Consider the following 14,311-nt stretch of genomic DNA (forward strand, 5'->3'; position numbering starts at 1 on the left):
CAGCCGGCTCCCGGCCTTCCGGGCCTCGGCCCGGAAGGGGCTTTGCCAAGGGGAGGCGCGTTCCCGCCCTTGGCAAAGCCCCTTCGATACCTTGCGACCCGCGGAACCCTGCATGCCGTCCCGACCCCGTCCCAGCTTCGTCTCCCACCTGTTGCCCGGCTCCCTCGCGCTCTGCGGCCTGGCCATCGCCTGCGCCGTCCAGGGCGAGGAGCGACGCAGCCTCGAACCCATGGTGGTGACCGGCAGCTACAACCCCAGCGATACCTTCGACCTGCCGTTCTCGGTGGATAGCATCGAGCGCCGGCAGATCGCCGACGGCCAGCTCGGCATCAACCTCTCCGAAGTCCTGCCGCGGGTACCCGGCCTGGTGGTGCAGAACCGCCAGAACTACGCCCAGGACCTGCAAATCTCCTCGCGCGGCTACGGCGCCCGCTCGGCCTTCGGTATCCGCGGGCTGAAGCTGCTCGCCGACGGCATCCCGGCCAGCACGCCGGATGGCCAGGGCCAGGCCGCGACCCTCAACCTCGATGTCGCCGAGCGCATCGAGGTACTGCGCGGGCCGGCCTCGACGATCTACGGCAGCAACGCCGGCGGGGTGATCCAGATGTTCTCCCGCGACGGCCAGGGCGCCCCGCGGGTCGGCGCGGAAACCACCGTCGGCAGCGATGGCCTGAGCCGCAACCACCTGTACACGGAAGGCGAGGGCGACGGGGTCGGTTTCCTGGTGGATGCCTCGCGGATGGACACCGACGGCTACCGCGACCACAGCGCCGCGCGCCGCGACCAGACCTTCGCCAAGCTCAACTTCAGGCCCGACGCCGACAGCCGCCTGGCGCTGATCTACAGCAGCCTGGAGCAGAACGACACTGAAGATCCGCTGGGGCAGACCTGGGACGCCTACAAGCACGACCCGCGCTCCGTCACCGCCAACGCCGAGCTGTACGACACGCGCAAGAGCATCGACCACCAGCAGGCCGGGATGAACTACGAGCGCTACTTCGGCGAGGCGACCTTGCAGGTCAACGCCTACGTGGGCAAGCGCAGTGTCGTGCAGTACCTGTCGATCCCCAGGGGGGTGGCCTCCAACAGTCAGCGCGGTGGCGGCGTGGTGGACTTCGACCGCGACTTCCACGGTGGCACCGTGCGCTGGCTGCAACCGGTACGCCAGGCGCCGGGCGAGCTGAACCTGACCGTCGGCCTCGACTACGACCAGAGCCGCGACGACCGCCGCGGCTACCAGAACTTCAACGGCGACCAGCTCGGCGTGAAGGGCGAGTTGCGTCGCGACGAGGTGGACACCGCCACCAGCCTCGATCCCTACCTGCAGGCGAGCTGGGCCATCGACGCCTGGACCCTGCAGGCCGGGGTGCGCCACAGCACCATGAAGATGGAGGTCGACGACCGCTACCTGAGCAACGGCGATGCCAGCGGCTCGCGGCGCTACCGGAAGAACACCCCGTCGTTCTCGGTGATGTACGCCTTCACCCCCGACCTGCACGGCTACCTCAGCGCCGGCAAGGGCTTCGAGACTCCGACCCAGGCGGAGATGGCCTATGCGCCGGTGGCGGCGAACGCGCCGGACGTCTTCAACTTCGGCCTCAAGCCAGCCACCAGCAGCCAGTACGAAGCCGGGCTGAAGGCGCGCCTGTGGGGCAATACGCGGGTCAACGCGGCGATCTTCCAGATCCGCACCGAGGACGAGATCGTCGTCGCCAGCTCCCTCGGCGGTCGCACCAGCTACCAGAACGCCGGCAAGACCCTGCGTCGCGGCTTCGAACTGGGCCTGGAGAGCGAACTGAGCGAGCACTGGAACGCCAACCTGGCCTATACCCGGCTATCCGCCACCTACGATTCGGATTTCGAGGCCGGCGGCAAGACCATCGGCAAGGGCAAGCACCTGCCGGGCGTGCCGGAAAGCAGCCTGTTCGGCGAACTGGTGTGGAAGCCCGCGGAGGGCATCAGCATGGGCTGGGAAGGCATGTACCGCAGCCAGGTCTACGTCGAGGACAGCAACAGCGAAAAGGCCGCGCCGAGCTATGCGGTATTCAACTGGCGCACCCGCTTCGAGCAGCGCCTGGGAGCCTGGGCCTTCCACCAGCTGGTGCGCCTGGACAACCTGTTCGACCGCCAGTACGTCGGCTCGGTCATCGTCGGCGACGGCAACCGGCGTTACTACGAAGCGGCCCCCGGGCTGTCCTGGTACGCGGGAGCCGGGGTCGAATACCAGTTCTGAAGTGCCGGATGCGCTTGTTCGCGCTACCCGGCCAGCCCTTGTCAGCGTCGTCAATTCCGATTACTGTATGAATGTACAGTAATCGGAAATCGCCTGCCTGCGCGACAAGGAGCACCGATCATGAGCCACAACCTTGCCGAACTGCCGCTGTCCCGACGCCGCGCCCTGGAGCGCGAGAAACAGGCCTGCCTGCGCCTCCACCTGTCCCGCAATCGTGCCAGCGAACGCCTGGAGCGCGCCGTGCGCGACGAAGTCGAGCGCCTGCTGGGTGCCCGCGAACGCCAGGGGGCCGGCTGGCCGGAGTGGGTCAGCGCGGAGCTCTGCGTGGCGGACGACCCGCTCTTCGTGCGCAAGGTGGTGGCGCGCCTGAAAGCCGCGGTGGACTGGCAACGCCAGCGCGCAGCCTGAGCGTTGCTCGCTTCAGGCCCCGCTGCCGTCGCTCCCGGGCGCGCGATGATGTTGCAGGGCGCGCTGGCGATGGCCGGCGAGGATGTACCGGTAGATCAGTCGTGCGAGCGGCTCCAGCTCCATTTTCTGGCCGTTCAGCGCGGCGCCGCACAGCGCCAGCTTGACCCGCTTGCCGCCGGCCACCGCGCGGGCTTCGGGGCGGGCGAAAGCCCGCGGGTCGAAACGGGCATGGCTGTCGAAGCGCGGTGCCGTGCAATCGAAGGTGGTCGCGAAGGTGAGTTCCAGCCAGCGCCCGCGCTCGATCTCCAGCGACTGGAAGGTGTACATCGGCACCTGCGGCGCGTTGGCGAAGGCGATGCTCTCCGGCGTCAGGGTGAGCGCGACCTGGCCGTGGCGCCGGTAGAGGAACACGCCCGCCAGGCAGGCGTACAGGCCGCCGCCCAGCAGCAGCGCGGCTGGCAGCCAGAACAGCCATTGGCCACTGGCCAGGCGCCAGGCGTTGGGCAGCGAAGCGAGCCAGAGACCGGTGGCGCCAGCCACCAGGCCAGCGAGCAGGGCAACGCAGGCGGTGCCCCGCGAGACCTCGCGGATCTCGCAGCGGGCTTCCAGCGGCGGCAGTTCGTCGAGGGTTTCGTCAGTTTCTTGCATGGGGATTCTCACAGGTCTTGCCGAGCAGGTCGGCGCTGAGCGCTCGGCTCAACGCCAGGGGGGCGCCGAACCAGACGCCCAGCGCCTGGCTCGGCGGTCGTGTCGGAACGGCCCGGCCGGCGGTCCCGGCCCAGGTGCGTTCGAAGCTCTCTCCCAGCGCCGTGCAGCGCAGGCCCAGCGGAGGGTGGGTATCCTGCGGATGGACCTGGAGTCCCTCCGCCCCGGGGGCCGGTGCTTCCAGGTCGGACTGGCCCAGGTAGACGTGGATGGCGTCCACCAGGTTGTCCGGCGCGCGCGCCGGAGCGAGCAGGCAGTGTTCGAGGAACGCCCGTATCGGCGCGCCGGCCGCCGCGCTGCGCAGCAGGGCCGAGGCCATCGCCGGCGCACCGGCCAGTTGTGCGGCGCGGCGGTCGGCGGCGAATTCGCGCAGGCGGCTCCAGTGGTTCACGGCGAGGCCGAAACGTTCGAGGAAGTACCCGGCCAACAGTCGCGCCGGTTCCAGTGCCGCACGTTCGAAGACGTTGGCTTCCTGCTCCTCGATGGCGGCCAGTTGGCTCGCGGCGCCCTGGTAGATCGGCAGGAAGTGCAGGCTGTAATGGGCGTCGCGGCCGGCGAAGTGGGCCAGTTCGTGAGCGATCACTGCACTCAGTTCGGCGCGGTCCAGCAGGCCCAGCAACGGTAGCGAGAGGTATAGGCTGCGTCCTTCCAGATGCTCGCCGGAAGGTTGCAGGCAGACGCGGTTGGCGGTCACGTAGAAGCCGTCGCAGAGACCTACCAACAGGTGCTGCGGGGCTGGCGTGTCGAGGCGCGCCGCCAGCTCGCGCAGTAGCGTCCAGAGTTCCGGTGCATCCTCTTCGCCCAGCCGGCGGCCGATGACATCCAGGGCCGGCGCCGGGCGCAGGCGCAAGCGGCTGATCTTCGCCAGCATTTGCCACGCCGACGCCAGCAGGCCGAGAAGGATCAGCGCCACGCTCAGTTGGGTGCGTCCTTCGCTGACCGGAACCTGGCCGACCCGCCACAGCCCGAGGATCTCGAACGTTCCGGCACAGGCCAGGGCCAGGGCGAGCAGGCCGATCTGGGCGAGGAGCAGGCAGGGCAGCAGGCGTCGGCCCAGCTCGAACCACAGGAGCAGGCAGCGACGCGAGCGCAGTGCGCTGCGTGCGGCGCCGGCGATGCCGGCCAGGGAGACGGCTCCCAATACGGCGACCAGCGCCGCCAGGCAGGCTCCGCTATCGGCGAGGACGGCGGCAAAGCGATTCAGGCGCTGTGCGCTTCGTGTGTCGGCGAGTTGCTCGTCGAGCCGCGCCAGGGCCAGGTCGCGCACATAGGCCCGGCCGTCCACCCGGACGCTGGCCCTCGGCGGCAGCGCCCGCGCTTCGGCGAGCGCGCGCTCGACCCGCTGCTGCGCGGCGCCCAGTCGCTCGGCCTGCTGCTCGGCGCGCCAGGACTGCCAGGCGCCGAGCCCCGCCAGCAGCGCTGGAACCAGCACCAGGCAAAGCAGCAGCCTTCGCGGATGGACCGTGCCCTTCACTCAGCCCTGGCTGCGCAGTTGTTGCAGGTAGCGCTGGGCGTGGGCGGCCTGGATGTAGGCGTCGAGGATCGCCGCCATGTCGTCGCAGTCCAGCTTCTTGCCATCGCTCTGCAGGCCGGCCGACATGATGGTGATGCGCGGGTCCTTGCCTTTGAAGGCCATGGCCTGGGAGGCGAACACCTGGCGTACGGCGCGATGGGTCGGCAGCGGCGTTTCGGGCCGCAGGTGGAGGGTCTGGGTGGTTTGCAGCATGTCGGCCTTGACGCTGAAATCGATGACGTCGGCCAGCTCGACCGGAGCCGACAGGCTGTCGGCCCAGAGCTGGGTACGGGTCAGGCGCATGAAGGGGGTCTTGCCGGAGTTGCGATGCTGGTAGCCGAGGAACAGCCCGAACAGGCCGAGCAGCAAGCCGACGACGCCGACCCCCGGCTTGCCCTGGGAGAACCACATGCCGGTCATGATGAAGGGCACGATGCTCAGCAGCGGACCCAGCACCACGTACTTGCGGGTATTGGTGAACTCGGTGGCCGGCGGTACGTTGGCGATCACCCGCTCCAGGTGGGCGATGACCTCGGCGGTCTTCGCCTGGTTCAGCTCTTCGTGTTCGGCACCGAGGGTTTCGGCGAGGTTGGAGACGAGGTCCCGGGGTTCCTGGTTGCTCATGGAAATATCCTTGGAGTTGGGAGTGAAGAGGAAGCACTGGGCGGGATCTCGCCCAGTTGGCGGAGCCGGGCCTGGGCGCGGGCGATGTCCAGGTAGAGGTCGATGACCTCCGCGGCTTCCAGTAGCGACAGGTTGCGACCGTTGAGGCGCCAGCCGGGGGACAGCAGGCGAACCCGTGGGCCGTCCCGGCATTCGCTGACGGCACGCGCGGCGAACGGATCGAGCGGGCGCGTGGATGGTGCCGGTAGCGCCTTGCCGTGCAGTTCGAGGACTATCGCGGAGAACCAGACCCCGTCCTCCAGGCGCAGGTCGGCGACCTCCAGCAGGTCCAGCGGCGCCGACAGGCTGCGGGCGCGCAGGCGCCCCTGGCCGAGGACGAGGAACGGCGCGTTCCTGGCGTTGCGCTGCAGGCAGGCCAGGCACATGAGGAGGGCGGCCGCCGCCAGCAGGCACAGCGCCGCCGCCTCATGCCCGGGACCGGGGTGGTCGCGCAAGGTCCAGGCGCCGCCGAGCAGCAGCAGGCCGAGCAGGGCGGACAGCGGCGCCGCGCCACGGGCGGCGCCGATGCTTATCCGGTTGGGGACGCTGGCGACGAAGCGCCGCAACTGCGTGGCTTCGTCGCCCCTTGTCCCGGCGGGGCAGGGCGTTTGCGCGCCCGGCGGGATCACCGGCTTTCCCCGTGGCCTGCATCGAGCAGGCGGTTGAGCCACTGCGTGTCGTCGGCGCTGACGATGCGCCTTGCCTGTCGCAGCAGGTCGTCGTCGAGCGCCAGGGAAAGGTCCGCGATCCGCTGGAAGGTCGGCGGGTGACTGTCGAAGGGGTGTTCCAGGCGGCGAGCGCTGTCGTGTTCGTCCAGTTCCAGGGAGTTCCCGCGCAGATGGTCGGTCAGCGCATGCACCAGGTTGCGCGTCTGCGGGCTGGCCAGCAGGCGTTCGATCAGTCCTGCAAGGGCGCAGGTGCGTAGCAGCGCGATGGCGAAGACCCGCGCGCCGGCTACCCGCGCCCCGACCTTGTCGGCGGCCAGTTCCTGGCGGCGATTCCAGTGCAGGTAGGCGCGCTCGAAGCGATCGAGGAAGTACAGCGCGGCCCACAGGCCCGGCTTGCCGAGCAGGCCGACATGCCCATCCTCGGGGGCGGCGATGCGTTCGATGCGCAGGCGCACCTGCCGCTGCAGGAGCGACAGGGATGCACCGTGGGCGGTGTCGCCGGCGGCGAAGTGGCCCAGTTCGTGGCCGATGATCGCGGCGCTTTCGGCCTCGCTCATGACCGAGGCATAGGTCAGCGGGATGTACAGGGTACGCCCCTCCAGCGGAATGCCGCGGGGTGCCAGCAGGACCTTGGCCTGGGTGACGAAGTAGCAGTGCTCGATGCCGGTGACGACATGGTCCGGTAGCGGCGCTCCGGCGCGGTCGGCGATCTGTCCCAGCCATTGCCAGAGGCCGGGCGCGGCGACGCGGTCGAGTTCGCGGCCGAGCAGGTGGAGCACCGGTTCCTCCAGCGGCAGCAGTTCGCCGCGCAGGCGCCGCAGCATGAGCAGGCCGCCGAGGAACAGCAGCCACAGCGGCAGTGAGAAGAGCAGGGCGACGAAGCCGTGGCTGTGCCAGTGGCTGTAGCTCCACAGCGCTTCGTAGAGCAACTGGCTGGCCAGGGCGGCGACCAGCAGGCCGGCGTGCAGCGGGACCAGTCGACCGAGGCGCCGCCAGGCCGGCGCGAGGTGGCCGAGCAGGTAGGCTTGCGAGCGCATCGAGCGGCGCCCGTCGTATTCCAGTCTCGCCAGCAAGGCGGCCGCGACCAGCGCCGACGCCAGCGCGCAGAGCTTGCCGATAGCGGCCAGCCAGCCGCGCAGAGCCAGCCAAGGATGGTCGCGGCGGATGGCCTCGGCGTCTTCGGCGAACTGGTGAAGATGACCTTCGACGCCATAGGCCGGACGGAACAGGTGACGGGGAATGGCGCCGGCGGTGTCCGGGTCGTTGCGCACCGAGGCGCTCCAGTCGCGCATGAACTGTTCGTCGCGCAGGGTCGAGTCGACCCGGAAGGCCTGCACGGCGGACCAGGCGTAGAGCGCCAGGGGAATCAGGAAGAGGAATGCGAGCAGCCTTACCCGCAGCGTATCGTGGCTCATCCGCGTTTATTTCTGCTCGAGGTAGTCGGTCAGGAATGCCTGGGGCTCGCCTGCGGACGACAGCGACTCGCTATAGGCGACCTGCCGCGTCTGCTGTTCGCCGGGCAGGTAGAGCTCGCCCCAGCCGTCGCGCACGATCAGGATCACATACTTGCTGCCGTTCAGTTCGGTGGAGTAGCGACTGTCCCTGGCGCTCTTTTCCACCTTTACCTTGTGGATCAGGCGGTCCCAGTCGTGGTCCAGTCCTTCGACCTGCAACAGCGCTTCGCCGGCCGCCGCCTCGCCGATACGCAGGGTCCAGACCTTGAGCCCCTGCTGGCCCTGATAGGCCACCACCTTGTCGGCGACTGGCGGCCGCGCCTCTTCGGCCTGCGCCGTGCAGGATCCCCACGCCAGTGCGCCCATCAGCAGCGCCGCAGTCCACTTTGCTATCATTCTCGCCCCCTTTGGCAACGCGATGTAAAAGGGGCGCATCTATTAATACAGGCGCGAGCCACGAACAACCGAGGCGGCCGCCGCTCACAGGAAAAGTGTCGTCGCCCACAGGTTCGGTTCGATCAGCGCACGGAACCATCCTGGAAAGCCGCTGCCTGAACCGGTTCAGATGGTTGCGTCCCACCGATACCTACGCCATGGAAAGCTGGAATCCCTACCACGACACGGAGCTCTATTTCGACGCTCCTTCACCCCTGTGCCAGTCGCAGATCCTCGACGCGCGCGAAATGCTCGGCAGCGCCACCGGTCACTACCAGGCGCGGACGGTGCGCCCGTCGATGCAGTATTTCGATTGCGACCTGAGCTTCACCGAGCCGCTGCGAACCCACAAGGTGCTGCCGGAAGGCCTGTGCATCGTGCAGATGTTCGACGGCCAGTGGCGGCACAGCGTCGACGGCGGCGAGCCTTATCTCTACAACCTGGGTGGTCCTTCGGTGCTCGGCACCGGCGAGCCGATGGAGGCCTTCGATATCCTGCCGGCGGGCAGCCGCGTGCGCCTGGGCGGGCTGCGGATCGCCGCCAGCTATCTGGAAGAGGAACTGGAAACCGGCGATGGCGCCCTGCGGCCGCTGGCGCGGCTGAAGGGCGACGGCGCGAGCTTTACCCAGTTGTCTCGTTGCGGCGCCATCACCGCCCTGTTCGAGCGCCTCTACCAGAATCCATACCGCGGCGCCCTCGGACGCCTGCACGAAGAGAGCCTGACCCTGGGCCTGCTGGTGGAGCTGGCCGCCTACCTGGGCGGCGCGGACCTTCGTCGCGCGCGCACCCCACGCGCCCAGCGCGACCTGGCCCATGAAGCGCGCCGCCTGCTGGAGGCGAACCTCGGTGAGCCGCCGGCCAGCCTCGAACTGGCGCGCCAACTGGGGGTCGGCGAAACCACCCTGCGGCGGATTTTCAAGAACGAGTTCGGTCGCTCGATGTTGCAGTACGTCCGCGACCGGCGTCTCGAGATCGGCCGGCAGATGGTCCGCGAGGGTCGCTGGCAGATCGCGCAGATAGCCTATCGCCTGGGTTACTCCAGTCCGGAAAACTTCACCCATGCCTACCGCGCGCGCTTCGGCCATCCGCCGGGGCGCGAGTGAGGCGGACGCGGTTCAGAGCGAACGCTGGTCGACCCGCGCGGAAAGCTGCTCGGCGCTTTCCTTGCGCTCCGAATAGCGGTCCACCAGGAAGTCCGTGCGCTCGCGCAGGAGCAGGGTGAACTTGAACAACTCCTCCATCACGTCGACCACCCGGTCGTAGTAGGGCGATGGCTTCATCCGGCCCGCTTCGTCGAACTCCAGGTAGGCCTTGGGAACGGAGGACTGGTTGGGGATGGTGAACATGCGCATCCAGCGACCCAGCACGCGCAACTGGTTGACCACGTTGAACGACTGCGAGCCGCCGCAGACCTGCATCACCGCCAGGGTCTTGCCCTGGGTCGGGCGCACCGCCCCGAGTGCCAGGGGAATCCAGTCGATCTGCGCCTTGAATACCGCGGACAGCGCACCGTGGCGCTCGGGCGAGCACCAGACCTGGCCTTCCGACCACTGCACCAGGTCGCGCAACTCGCGGACCTTGGGATGCTCCACCGGTGCATCATCGGGCAATGGCAGCCCGGAAGGGTCGAAAATCCGCGTTTCGGCACCGAAGCGTTCGAGCAGGCGTGCGGCCTCCAGCACCAGCAGGCGGCTGAAGGAGCGCTCGCGGGTCGAGCCGTAGAGCAGGAGGATGCGCGGCCTGTGCCCGGAGACGGGGGGCGGGTCGCCGAGCAGCGCGGGATCGAGGTTGGGTAGTTGTTCGGACATGCTTCCTCCGGTCAGAGCGAGCCGATGCGCTCCAGCTCACGCTTGAGCTGGTCGCGATCCAGGGTAGCGAAGGGCAGGCCGAGGAAGGCTCGGCAACGCTGTTCGATGCGTGCCAGGGTGGTGTGGAACGCCGCATCCCGCAGGGCTTCGTCGCCATCCAGGGCGGAGGGATCGGCCAGGCCCCAATGGGCCTTCAGCGCTGCGCCGAGATACAGCGGGCAGGCTTCCCCCGCGGCGGCGTCGCAAACGGTGATGACGATGTCCGGCGGTGCGCCTTCGAAGGCTTCGCTGCCCTTGCTGTACAGGCCGTGGGTGGCGATGCCGGCCTGTTCGAGGGTCGCCAGGCTGCGCGGATGCACCCGCCCGCTGGGCTGGCTGCCGGCGCTGCATGCCTCGAAACCCGGCGGGGCCAGGTGGTTGAACATGGCTTCGGAAAGAATGCTGCGGCAACTGTTGGCCGTGCACATGAACAGGACTCGCATGGGATGCTCCTGCCGCCGTCGCCGGCGGCCGTCAGATGGCCAGGCGCAGGGCCAGGGCCGAAAGGGTCGCCAGCAGGACCGGCAGGGTCAGCAGGGCGCCGACCCTGAAGTAGTAGCCCCAGGTGATGCGCATGCCTTTGCGCGCCAGCACGTGCAGCCAGAGCAGCGTCGCCAGGCTGCCGATAGGGGTGATCTTCGGACCCAGGTCGCAGCCGATGACGTTGGCGTAGATCATCGCTTCGCGCACCGCGCCGGCGGTGTCGCTGGCCTGGATCGACAGGGCGCCGAGCAGCACGCTGGGCATGTTGTTCATTACCGACGAGAGGGCGGCGGAAAGCAGTCCGGCACCCAGCGCGGCCGCCCATACGCCGTGCTCGGCCAGGCGGTTCAGGAGCTGCGCCAGGAGGTCGGTGAGACCGGCGTTCTTCAGGCCGTAGACCACCAGGTACATGCCCAGCGAGAAGACCACGATCTGCCAGGGCGCTTCGCGCAGCACCCGCCGGGTCGAGATCACCCGCCCGCGCCCGGCCACCGCCAGCAGCAGCGCCGCACAGGCCGCGGCCACCGCGCTGACGGGGACGCCCAGCGGCTCCAGGGCGAACAGCCCGGCGAGCAGGACCAGCAGCATCCAGCCACCGACGACGAAGGTCGCGCGGTCGCGGATCGCCGCCCGCGGCGGCTTCAATTGCTCCAGCGCATAGACCGGCGGCAGGTCGCGGCGGAAATAGAGGAACAGCACCAGCAGGGAGGTCGCGACGCTCACCAGGTTTACCGGCAGCATGACCGCGGCGTACTCGCCGAAGCCGAGCCCGAAGTAGTCGGCCGAGACGATGTTCACCAGGTTCGAGACCACCAGCGGCAGGCTGGCGCTGTCGGCGATGAAGCCCGCCGCCATGACGAAGGCCAGGGTCGCCGCCGGGCTGAAGCGCAGGGCCAGCAGCATCGACATCACGATGGGCGTGAGGATCAGCGCCGCGCCGTCGTTGGCGAACAGCGCCGAGACCGCCGCGCCGAGCAGCACGCAGAAGGCGAACAGGCGCCGGCCGTCGCCGCCAGCCCAGCGCGCGACGTGCAGCGCGGCCCATTCGAAGAAGCCGGCCTCGTCCAGCAGCAGGCTGATGACGATCACCGCGATGAAGGTGGCGGTGGCATTCCAGACGATGTTCCAGACGGTCGGGATGTCGCCCGGCGCGACGCTGCCCAGCGCCAGGGCGAGCAGGGCACCGATGCTGGCGCTCCAGCCGATGCCGAGGCCCCTGGGCTGCCAGATGACCAGGACCAGGGTGAACAGGAAGATGGCGAAGGCGATCAGCATGGGGCGGCTCGCGCTATTGGCAGCAGGCGGAGGCGCGCTGCGGGCGGCCGTCCATGTCGCGCAGGCGCGCTGCGTCGGCTTGCAGCCAGTCGCCGTTGGCCCGCAGGGTCACTTGCAGGACTTCGTGGATCCAGGCCGGCAGCGTAGGGTTCAGGCGGTAATACACCCACTGGCCCTGGCGACGGTCGAGGAGCAGCCCGGCACTGCGCAACTGGGCCAGGTGGCGGCTGATCTTCGGCTGGCTGTCGGCGAGGGCGCACATCAGTTCGCAGACGCACAGTTCGCCCTGGTCGACGATCAGCAGGGTGGCGCGAACGCGCGTCTCGTCGGCCAGGCACTTGAACACTTCGGCGGGGCTGGGCATCGCTGGGCCTTCCTGGATATATGGAAAGCTGAATATACGGATATCCGTATGTATTGCAAGCGCCCCCGCTCCCGCCGGCTAGCGGCGGGCGGCCTGGACTTCCTCGCTCGGCGTGCGCCCGAAGTAGCGCTTGAACTCGCGGCTGAACTGCGAGGGACTCTCGTAGCCGACCTGGTTGGCGGCGGTACTGGCGTTCAGCCCGTCCTGCACCATCAGGCTCCAGGCCTTGTACAGGCGCACGCTCTTCAGGTACTGGAGGGGCGAGGTGAAGGTCATCGCCTTGAAGTTGTGGTGGAAGGTCGACACGCTCATGTTCGCCTCGCGAGCCAGGGTGTCGATGTCCAGCGCACTGGCGTAGTCGGTGTGGATGCGCCGCAGGGCCCTGGCCATGCGCCCGTAGCCGCTGTGCCGGCCGGCCACCGCACGCAGGGCGTTGCCCTGCTCGCTGCGCAGGGCGCGGAAGATGATCTCGCGGACCAGTTGCGGGCCGAGGATATGGCTGTCCAGCGGGCTCTGCAGGCAGCCCAGCAGGCGCATCACCGCATCGGCCATCCCCGCGTCCAGCGGTACCGAAGCCATCGGCGCGCTGGGTGCCAGCTCATTGTCGTCGTCGCTGCCGGGAGCCTCTTCCATCTGTAGCAGCAGTTCCTTCAAGGTGCCGATATCCACGTCGACGCTCACTCCCAGCAAGGGTTCGGCGGCGGAGGCGTGGGTTTCGCATTCGAACGGCAGGGGCACCGACATCACCAGGTAGCGTTCGGCGTCGTAGCGGTAGGTTTCGCCGCCGAGGAAACCGATCTTCTGGCCCTGGGCGAGGATGCAGATGCGCGGCTCATAGAACACCGGGCTGCGCGGATAGGCCTGTTCGGCGCGCATCAGGCGAACCCCGGGGATGCGGGTGGCGTCGAAACCCGGTTCGTCTTGCAGGGTGGCGATCAGCGACGCCATGTCGGTGGAAGTAGTGCTCATGCCTTGGCTGTTTCTCCAGGAGGGGAGGCAAACGTAGCAACCCCGTGCGCGCCTGGGCAGTGGCGGCACGCAACATCGGCACGAATGGGCAAGGCTTCGACAGGAATGGACATTCTGCGGCGGCGCCCATCCGGCGAACAATTGCCCCCCGAACGGACCGCCGCCAGCAAGCCGTCGCGGCCCGCCATCCTGCGCAGAGGACACACCGATGACCCTACAGATCCGCGGCTACGCCGCCCAGTCCGCCAGCACCCCGCTGACCGCCCATCGCTTCGAACGCCGCGCGCCGCGCGCCGACGACCTGGTGATCGACATCCTCTACTGCGGCGTCTGCCACTCGGACCTCCATCAGGCGCGCAACGAATGGCACAACAGCCTGTACCCGCTGGTGCCGGGCCACGAGATCATCGGCCGGGTCGCCAGCGTCGGCGAGGCGGTGAGCGGTTTCGCGGTCGGCGAACTGGTCGGCGTCGGCTGCATGGTCGACTCCTGCCGGCACTGCGCCGCCTGCTCCGAGGGCCTGGAGCAGTATTGCGCGGAATACCCGACCCTGACCTACAACGGCCGCGACCGCCACGACGGCCTGCCGACCTTCGGCGGCTACTCGGAGCGCATCGTGGTCTCGGCCAGGTTCGTCCTGCGCATTCCCCAGGGGCTCGATCCGAAGGCGGCGGCGCCGCTGCTGTGCGCCGGGATCACGTCCTACTCGCCACTGCGTCACTGGAAGGTCGGTCCCGGCAGCCGGGTGGCGGTGGTCGGCCTGGGCGGCCTCGGTCACATGGGCCTGAAGTTCGCCAGGGCGCTCGGTGCCGAGGTGGCCCTGTTCACCCGCTCGCCGGGCAAGGAAGAGGAAGCGCGGCGGCTCGGCGCCGACCAGGTGATCCTTTCCACCGACCCACAGCGGATGGCCGCCGTCGCCGGACGCTTCGACCTGATCCTGGACACCGTGCCGCACCAGCATGACCTCAATCCCTATCTGGCGACCCTCAAGCGCGACGGCACCCTCGTACTGGTCGGCCTGCTCGAGCCGCTGGAGCCGGCGGTGCACGGTGCGCAACTGGTGATGGGACGCCGCTCGATCGCCGGCTCGGCCATCGGCGGCATCGCCGAGACCCAGGAAATGCTGGATTTCTGCGCGGCCCACGGGATCGCCTGCGACATCGAGATGATCGAGATCCAGCAGATCAACCAGGCCTACGAGCGGATGCTGGCCAGCGACGTGAAGTATCGCTTCGTGATCGACATGGCCTCCCTGCAGAAGTCCTTCTGAGACGGGCCGTCGGCGCCGGCGGGC

General features: G+C 68.8%; 15 protein-coding genes. 4 read left to right on the plus strand and 11 right to left on the minus strand.

The window, feature by feature from the left end; genetic code table 11:
- Positions 1-112: 112 nt before the first annotated feature.
- Together AC1RB9_RS13935 and AC1RB9_RS13940 are read left to right on the plus strand one after the other, a co-directional pair.
- The gene (locus AC1RB9_RS13935; protein WP_003450856.1) at positions 113-2,233 is read left to right on the plus strand and encodes a TonB-dependent receptor family protein; all 2,121 of its coding nucleotides are present in this window, start codon (positions 113-115) and stop codon (positions 2,231-2,233) included.
- Positions 2,234-2,353: 120 nt separating this feature from the next.
- Entirely contained in the window at positions 2,354-2,641 is a 288-nt protein-coding gene (locus AC1RB9_RS13940; RefSeq protein ID WP_003089338.1) for a hypothetical protein, read from the plus strand.
- Between the two features lie 12 nt (positions 2,642-2,653).
- Here the strand turns inward: AC1RB9_RS13940 and AC1RB9_RS13945 are convergent, their stop codons facing one another.
- The 6 genes from AC1RB9_RS13945 to AC1RB9_RS13970 are packed head-to-tail and all read right to left on the minus strand — an operon-like array spanning position 2,654 to position 8,040.
- A complete protein-coding gene (locus tag AC1RB9_RS13945) occupies positions 2,654-3,289 on the minus strand; it encodes a hypothetical protein (protein WP_003113758.1) in 636 nt (211 codons plus the stop codon).
- A complete protein-coding gene (locus AC1RB9_RS13950) occupies positions 3,276-4,820 on the minus strand; it encodes a M48 family metallopeptidase (protein WP_003450852.1) in 1,545 nt (514 codons plus the stop codon). Before AC1RB9_RS13950 ends, AC1RB9_RS13945 begins: the two co-directional genes overlap by 14 nt.
- Positions 4,821-5,483: a hypothetical protein gene (locus AC1RB9_RS13955; protein WP_003089328.1), complete on the minus strand. Its 663-nt coding sequence runs from the start codon at positions 5,481-5,483 to the stop codon at positions 4,821-4,823.
- Complete coding sequence (locus AC1RB9_RS13960) at positions 5,480-6,151, minus strand: hypothetical protein (protein WP_023084260.1); 672 nt, start codon at positions 6,149-6,151, stop codon at positions 5,480-5,482. Before AC1RB9_RS13960 ends, AC1RB9_RS13955 begins: the two co-directional genes overlap by 4 nt.
- Positions 6,148-7,605, minus strand: a complete 1,458-nt coding sequence (locus AC1RB9_RS13965) for a M48 family metalloprotease (RefSeq protein WP_003450845.1) — start codon at positions 7,603-7,605, stop codon at positions 6,148-6,150. Before AC1RB9_RS13965 ends, AC1RB9_RS13960 begins: the two co-directional genes overlap by 4 nt.
- Positions 7,606-7,611: 6 nt before the next feature.
- On the minus strand, positions 7,612-8,040 hold the full coding sequence (locus AC1RB9_RS13970) for a hypothetical protein (RefSeq protein WP_003089323.1): 429 nt from the start codon (positions 8,038-8,040) through the stop codon (positions 7,612-7,614).
- Positions 8,041-8,327: 287 nt separating this feature from the next.
- Here AC1RB9_RS13970 and AC1RB9_RS13975 point away from each other — a divergent pair, with 287 nt between their 5' ends.
- Positions 8,328-9,182 (plus strand): helix-turn-helix transcriptional regulator, encoded by an 855-nt coding sequence (locus AC1RB9_RS13975; protein ID WP_003122741.1) that lies wholly within the window; start codon positions 8,328-8,330, stop codon positions 9,180-9,182.
- Positions 9,183-9,194: 12 nt separating this feature from the next.
- Here the strand turns inward: AC1RB9_RS13975 and arsH are convergent, their stop codons facing one another.
- From arsH to AC1RB9_RS14000, 5 genes are all read right to left on the minus strand, one after another.
- Positions 9,195-9,887 carry an arsenical resistance protein ArsH gene (gene arsH / locus AC1RB9_RS13980; protein WP_003117819.1) on the minus strand — a complete coding sequence of 231 codons (693 nt, stop codon included), beginning with the start codon at positions 9,885-9,887 and terminating at the stop codon, positions 9,195-9,197.
- 11 nt (positions 9,888-9,898) lie between these two features.
- Complete coding sequence (locus tag AC1RB9_RS13985) at positions 9,899-10,369, minus strand: arsenate reductase ArsC (protein WP_003450840.1); 471 nt, start codon at positions 10,367-10,369, stop codon at positions 9,899-9,901.
- Positions 10,370-10,400: 31 nt separating this feature from the next.
- The gene (locus AC1RB9_RS13990; protein ID WP_213155289.1) at positions 10,401-11,684 is read right to left on the minus strand and encodes an arsenic transporter; all 1,284 of its coding nucleotides are present in this window, start codon (positions 11,682-11,684) and stop codon (positions 10,401-10,403) included.
- Positions 11,685-11,697: 13 nt separating this feature from the next.
- Positions 11,698-12,048 (minus strand): metalloregulator ArsR/SmtB family transcription factor, encoded by a 351-nt coding sequence (locus AC1RB9_RS13995; protein WP_003124660.1) that lies wholly within the window; start codon positions 12,046-12,048, stop codon positions 11,698-11,700.
- A gap of 78 nt (positions 12,049-12,126) precedes the next feature.
- Positions 12,127-13,017, minus strand: coding sequence for an AraC family transcriptional regulator (locus AC1RB9_RS14000; protein WP_003113750.1), 891 nt, complete (start codon positions 13,015-13,017; stop codon positions 12,127-12,129).
- Between the two features lie 208 nt (positions 13,018-13,225).
- Here AC1RB9_RS14000 and AC1RB9_RS14005 point away from each other — a divergent pair, with 208 nt between their 5' ends.
- Positions 13,226-14,287 carry an NAD(P)-dependent alcohol dehydrogenase gene (locus tag AC1RB9_RS14005; protein WP_003113749.1) on the plus strand — a complete coding sequence of 354 codons (1,062 nt, stop codon included), beginning with the start codon at positions 13,226-13,228 and terminating at the stop codon, positions 14,285-14,287.
- The last annotated feature ends 24 nt before the right edge of the window (positions 14,288-14,311 follow it).

The sequence above is a fragment of the Pseudomonas sp. 20-5 genome (assembly GCF_056782835.1).

Excerpts from the sequence above, each read along its gene's own strand:
- arsH (WP_003117819.1), bottom strand. The coding sequence starts at position 9,887 with ATGTCCGAACAACTACCCAACCTCGATCCCGCGCTGCTCGGCGACCCG.
- AC1RB9_RS14000 (WP_003113750.1), bottom strand. The coding sequence starts at position 13,017 with ATGAGCACTACTTCCACCGACATGGCGTCGCTGATCGCCACCCTGCAA.
- AC1RB9_RS13970 (WP_003089323.1), bottom strand. The coding sequence starts at position 8,040 with ATGATAGCAAAGTGGACTGCGGCGCTGCTGATGGGCGCACTGGCGTGG.
- AC1RB9_RS13955 (WP_003089328.1), bottom strand. The coding sequence starts at position 5,483 with ATGAGCAACCAGGAACCCCGGGACCTCGTCTCCAACCTCGCCGAAACC.
- AC1RB9_RS13945 (WP_003113758.1), bottom strand. The coding sequence starts at position 3,289 with ATGCAAGAAACTGACGAAACCCTCGACGAACTGCCGCCGCTGGAAGCC.
- AC1RB9_RS13975 (WP_003122741.1), top strand. The coding sequence starts at position 8,328 with ATGCTCGGCAGCGCCACCGGTCACTACCAGGCGCGGACGGTGCGCCCG.
- AC1RB9_RS13935 (WP_003450856.1), top strand. The coding sequence starts at position 113 with ATGCCGTCCCGACCCCGTCCCAGCTTCGTCTCCCACCTGTTGCCCGGC.
- AC1RB9_RS14005 (WP_003113749.1), top strand. The coding sequence starts at position 13,226 with ATGACCCTACAGATCCGCGGCTACGCCGCCCAGTCCGCCAGCACCCCG.
- AC1RB9_RS13990 (WP_213155289.1), bottom strand. The coding sequence starts at position 11,684 with ATGCTGATCGCCTTCGCCATCTTCCTGTTCACCCTGGTCCTGGTCATC.
- AC1RB9_RS13985 (WP_003450840.1), bottom strand. The coding sequence starts at position 10,369 with ATGCGAGTCCTGTTCATGTGCACGGCCAACAGTTGCCGCAGCATTCTT.
- AC1RB9_RS13940 (WP_003089338.1), top strand. The coding sequence starts at position 2,354 with ATGAGCCACAACCTTGCCGAACTGCCGCTGTCCCGACGCCGCGCCCTG.
- AC1RB9_RS13995 (WP_003124660.1), bottom strand. The coding sequence starts at position 12,048 with ATGCCCAGCCCCGCCGAAGTGTTCAAGTGCCTGGCCGACGAGACGCGC.
- AC1RB9_RS13965 (WP_003450845.1), bottom strand. The coding sequence starts at position 7,605 with ATGAGCCACGATACGCTGCGGGTAAGGCTGCTCGCATTCCTCTTCCTG.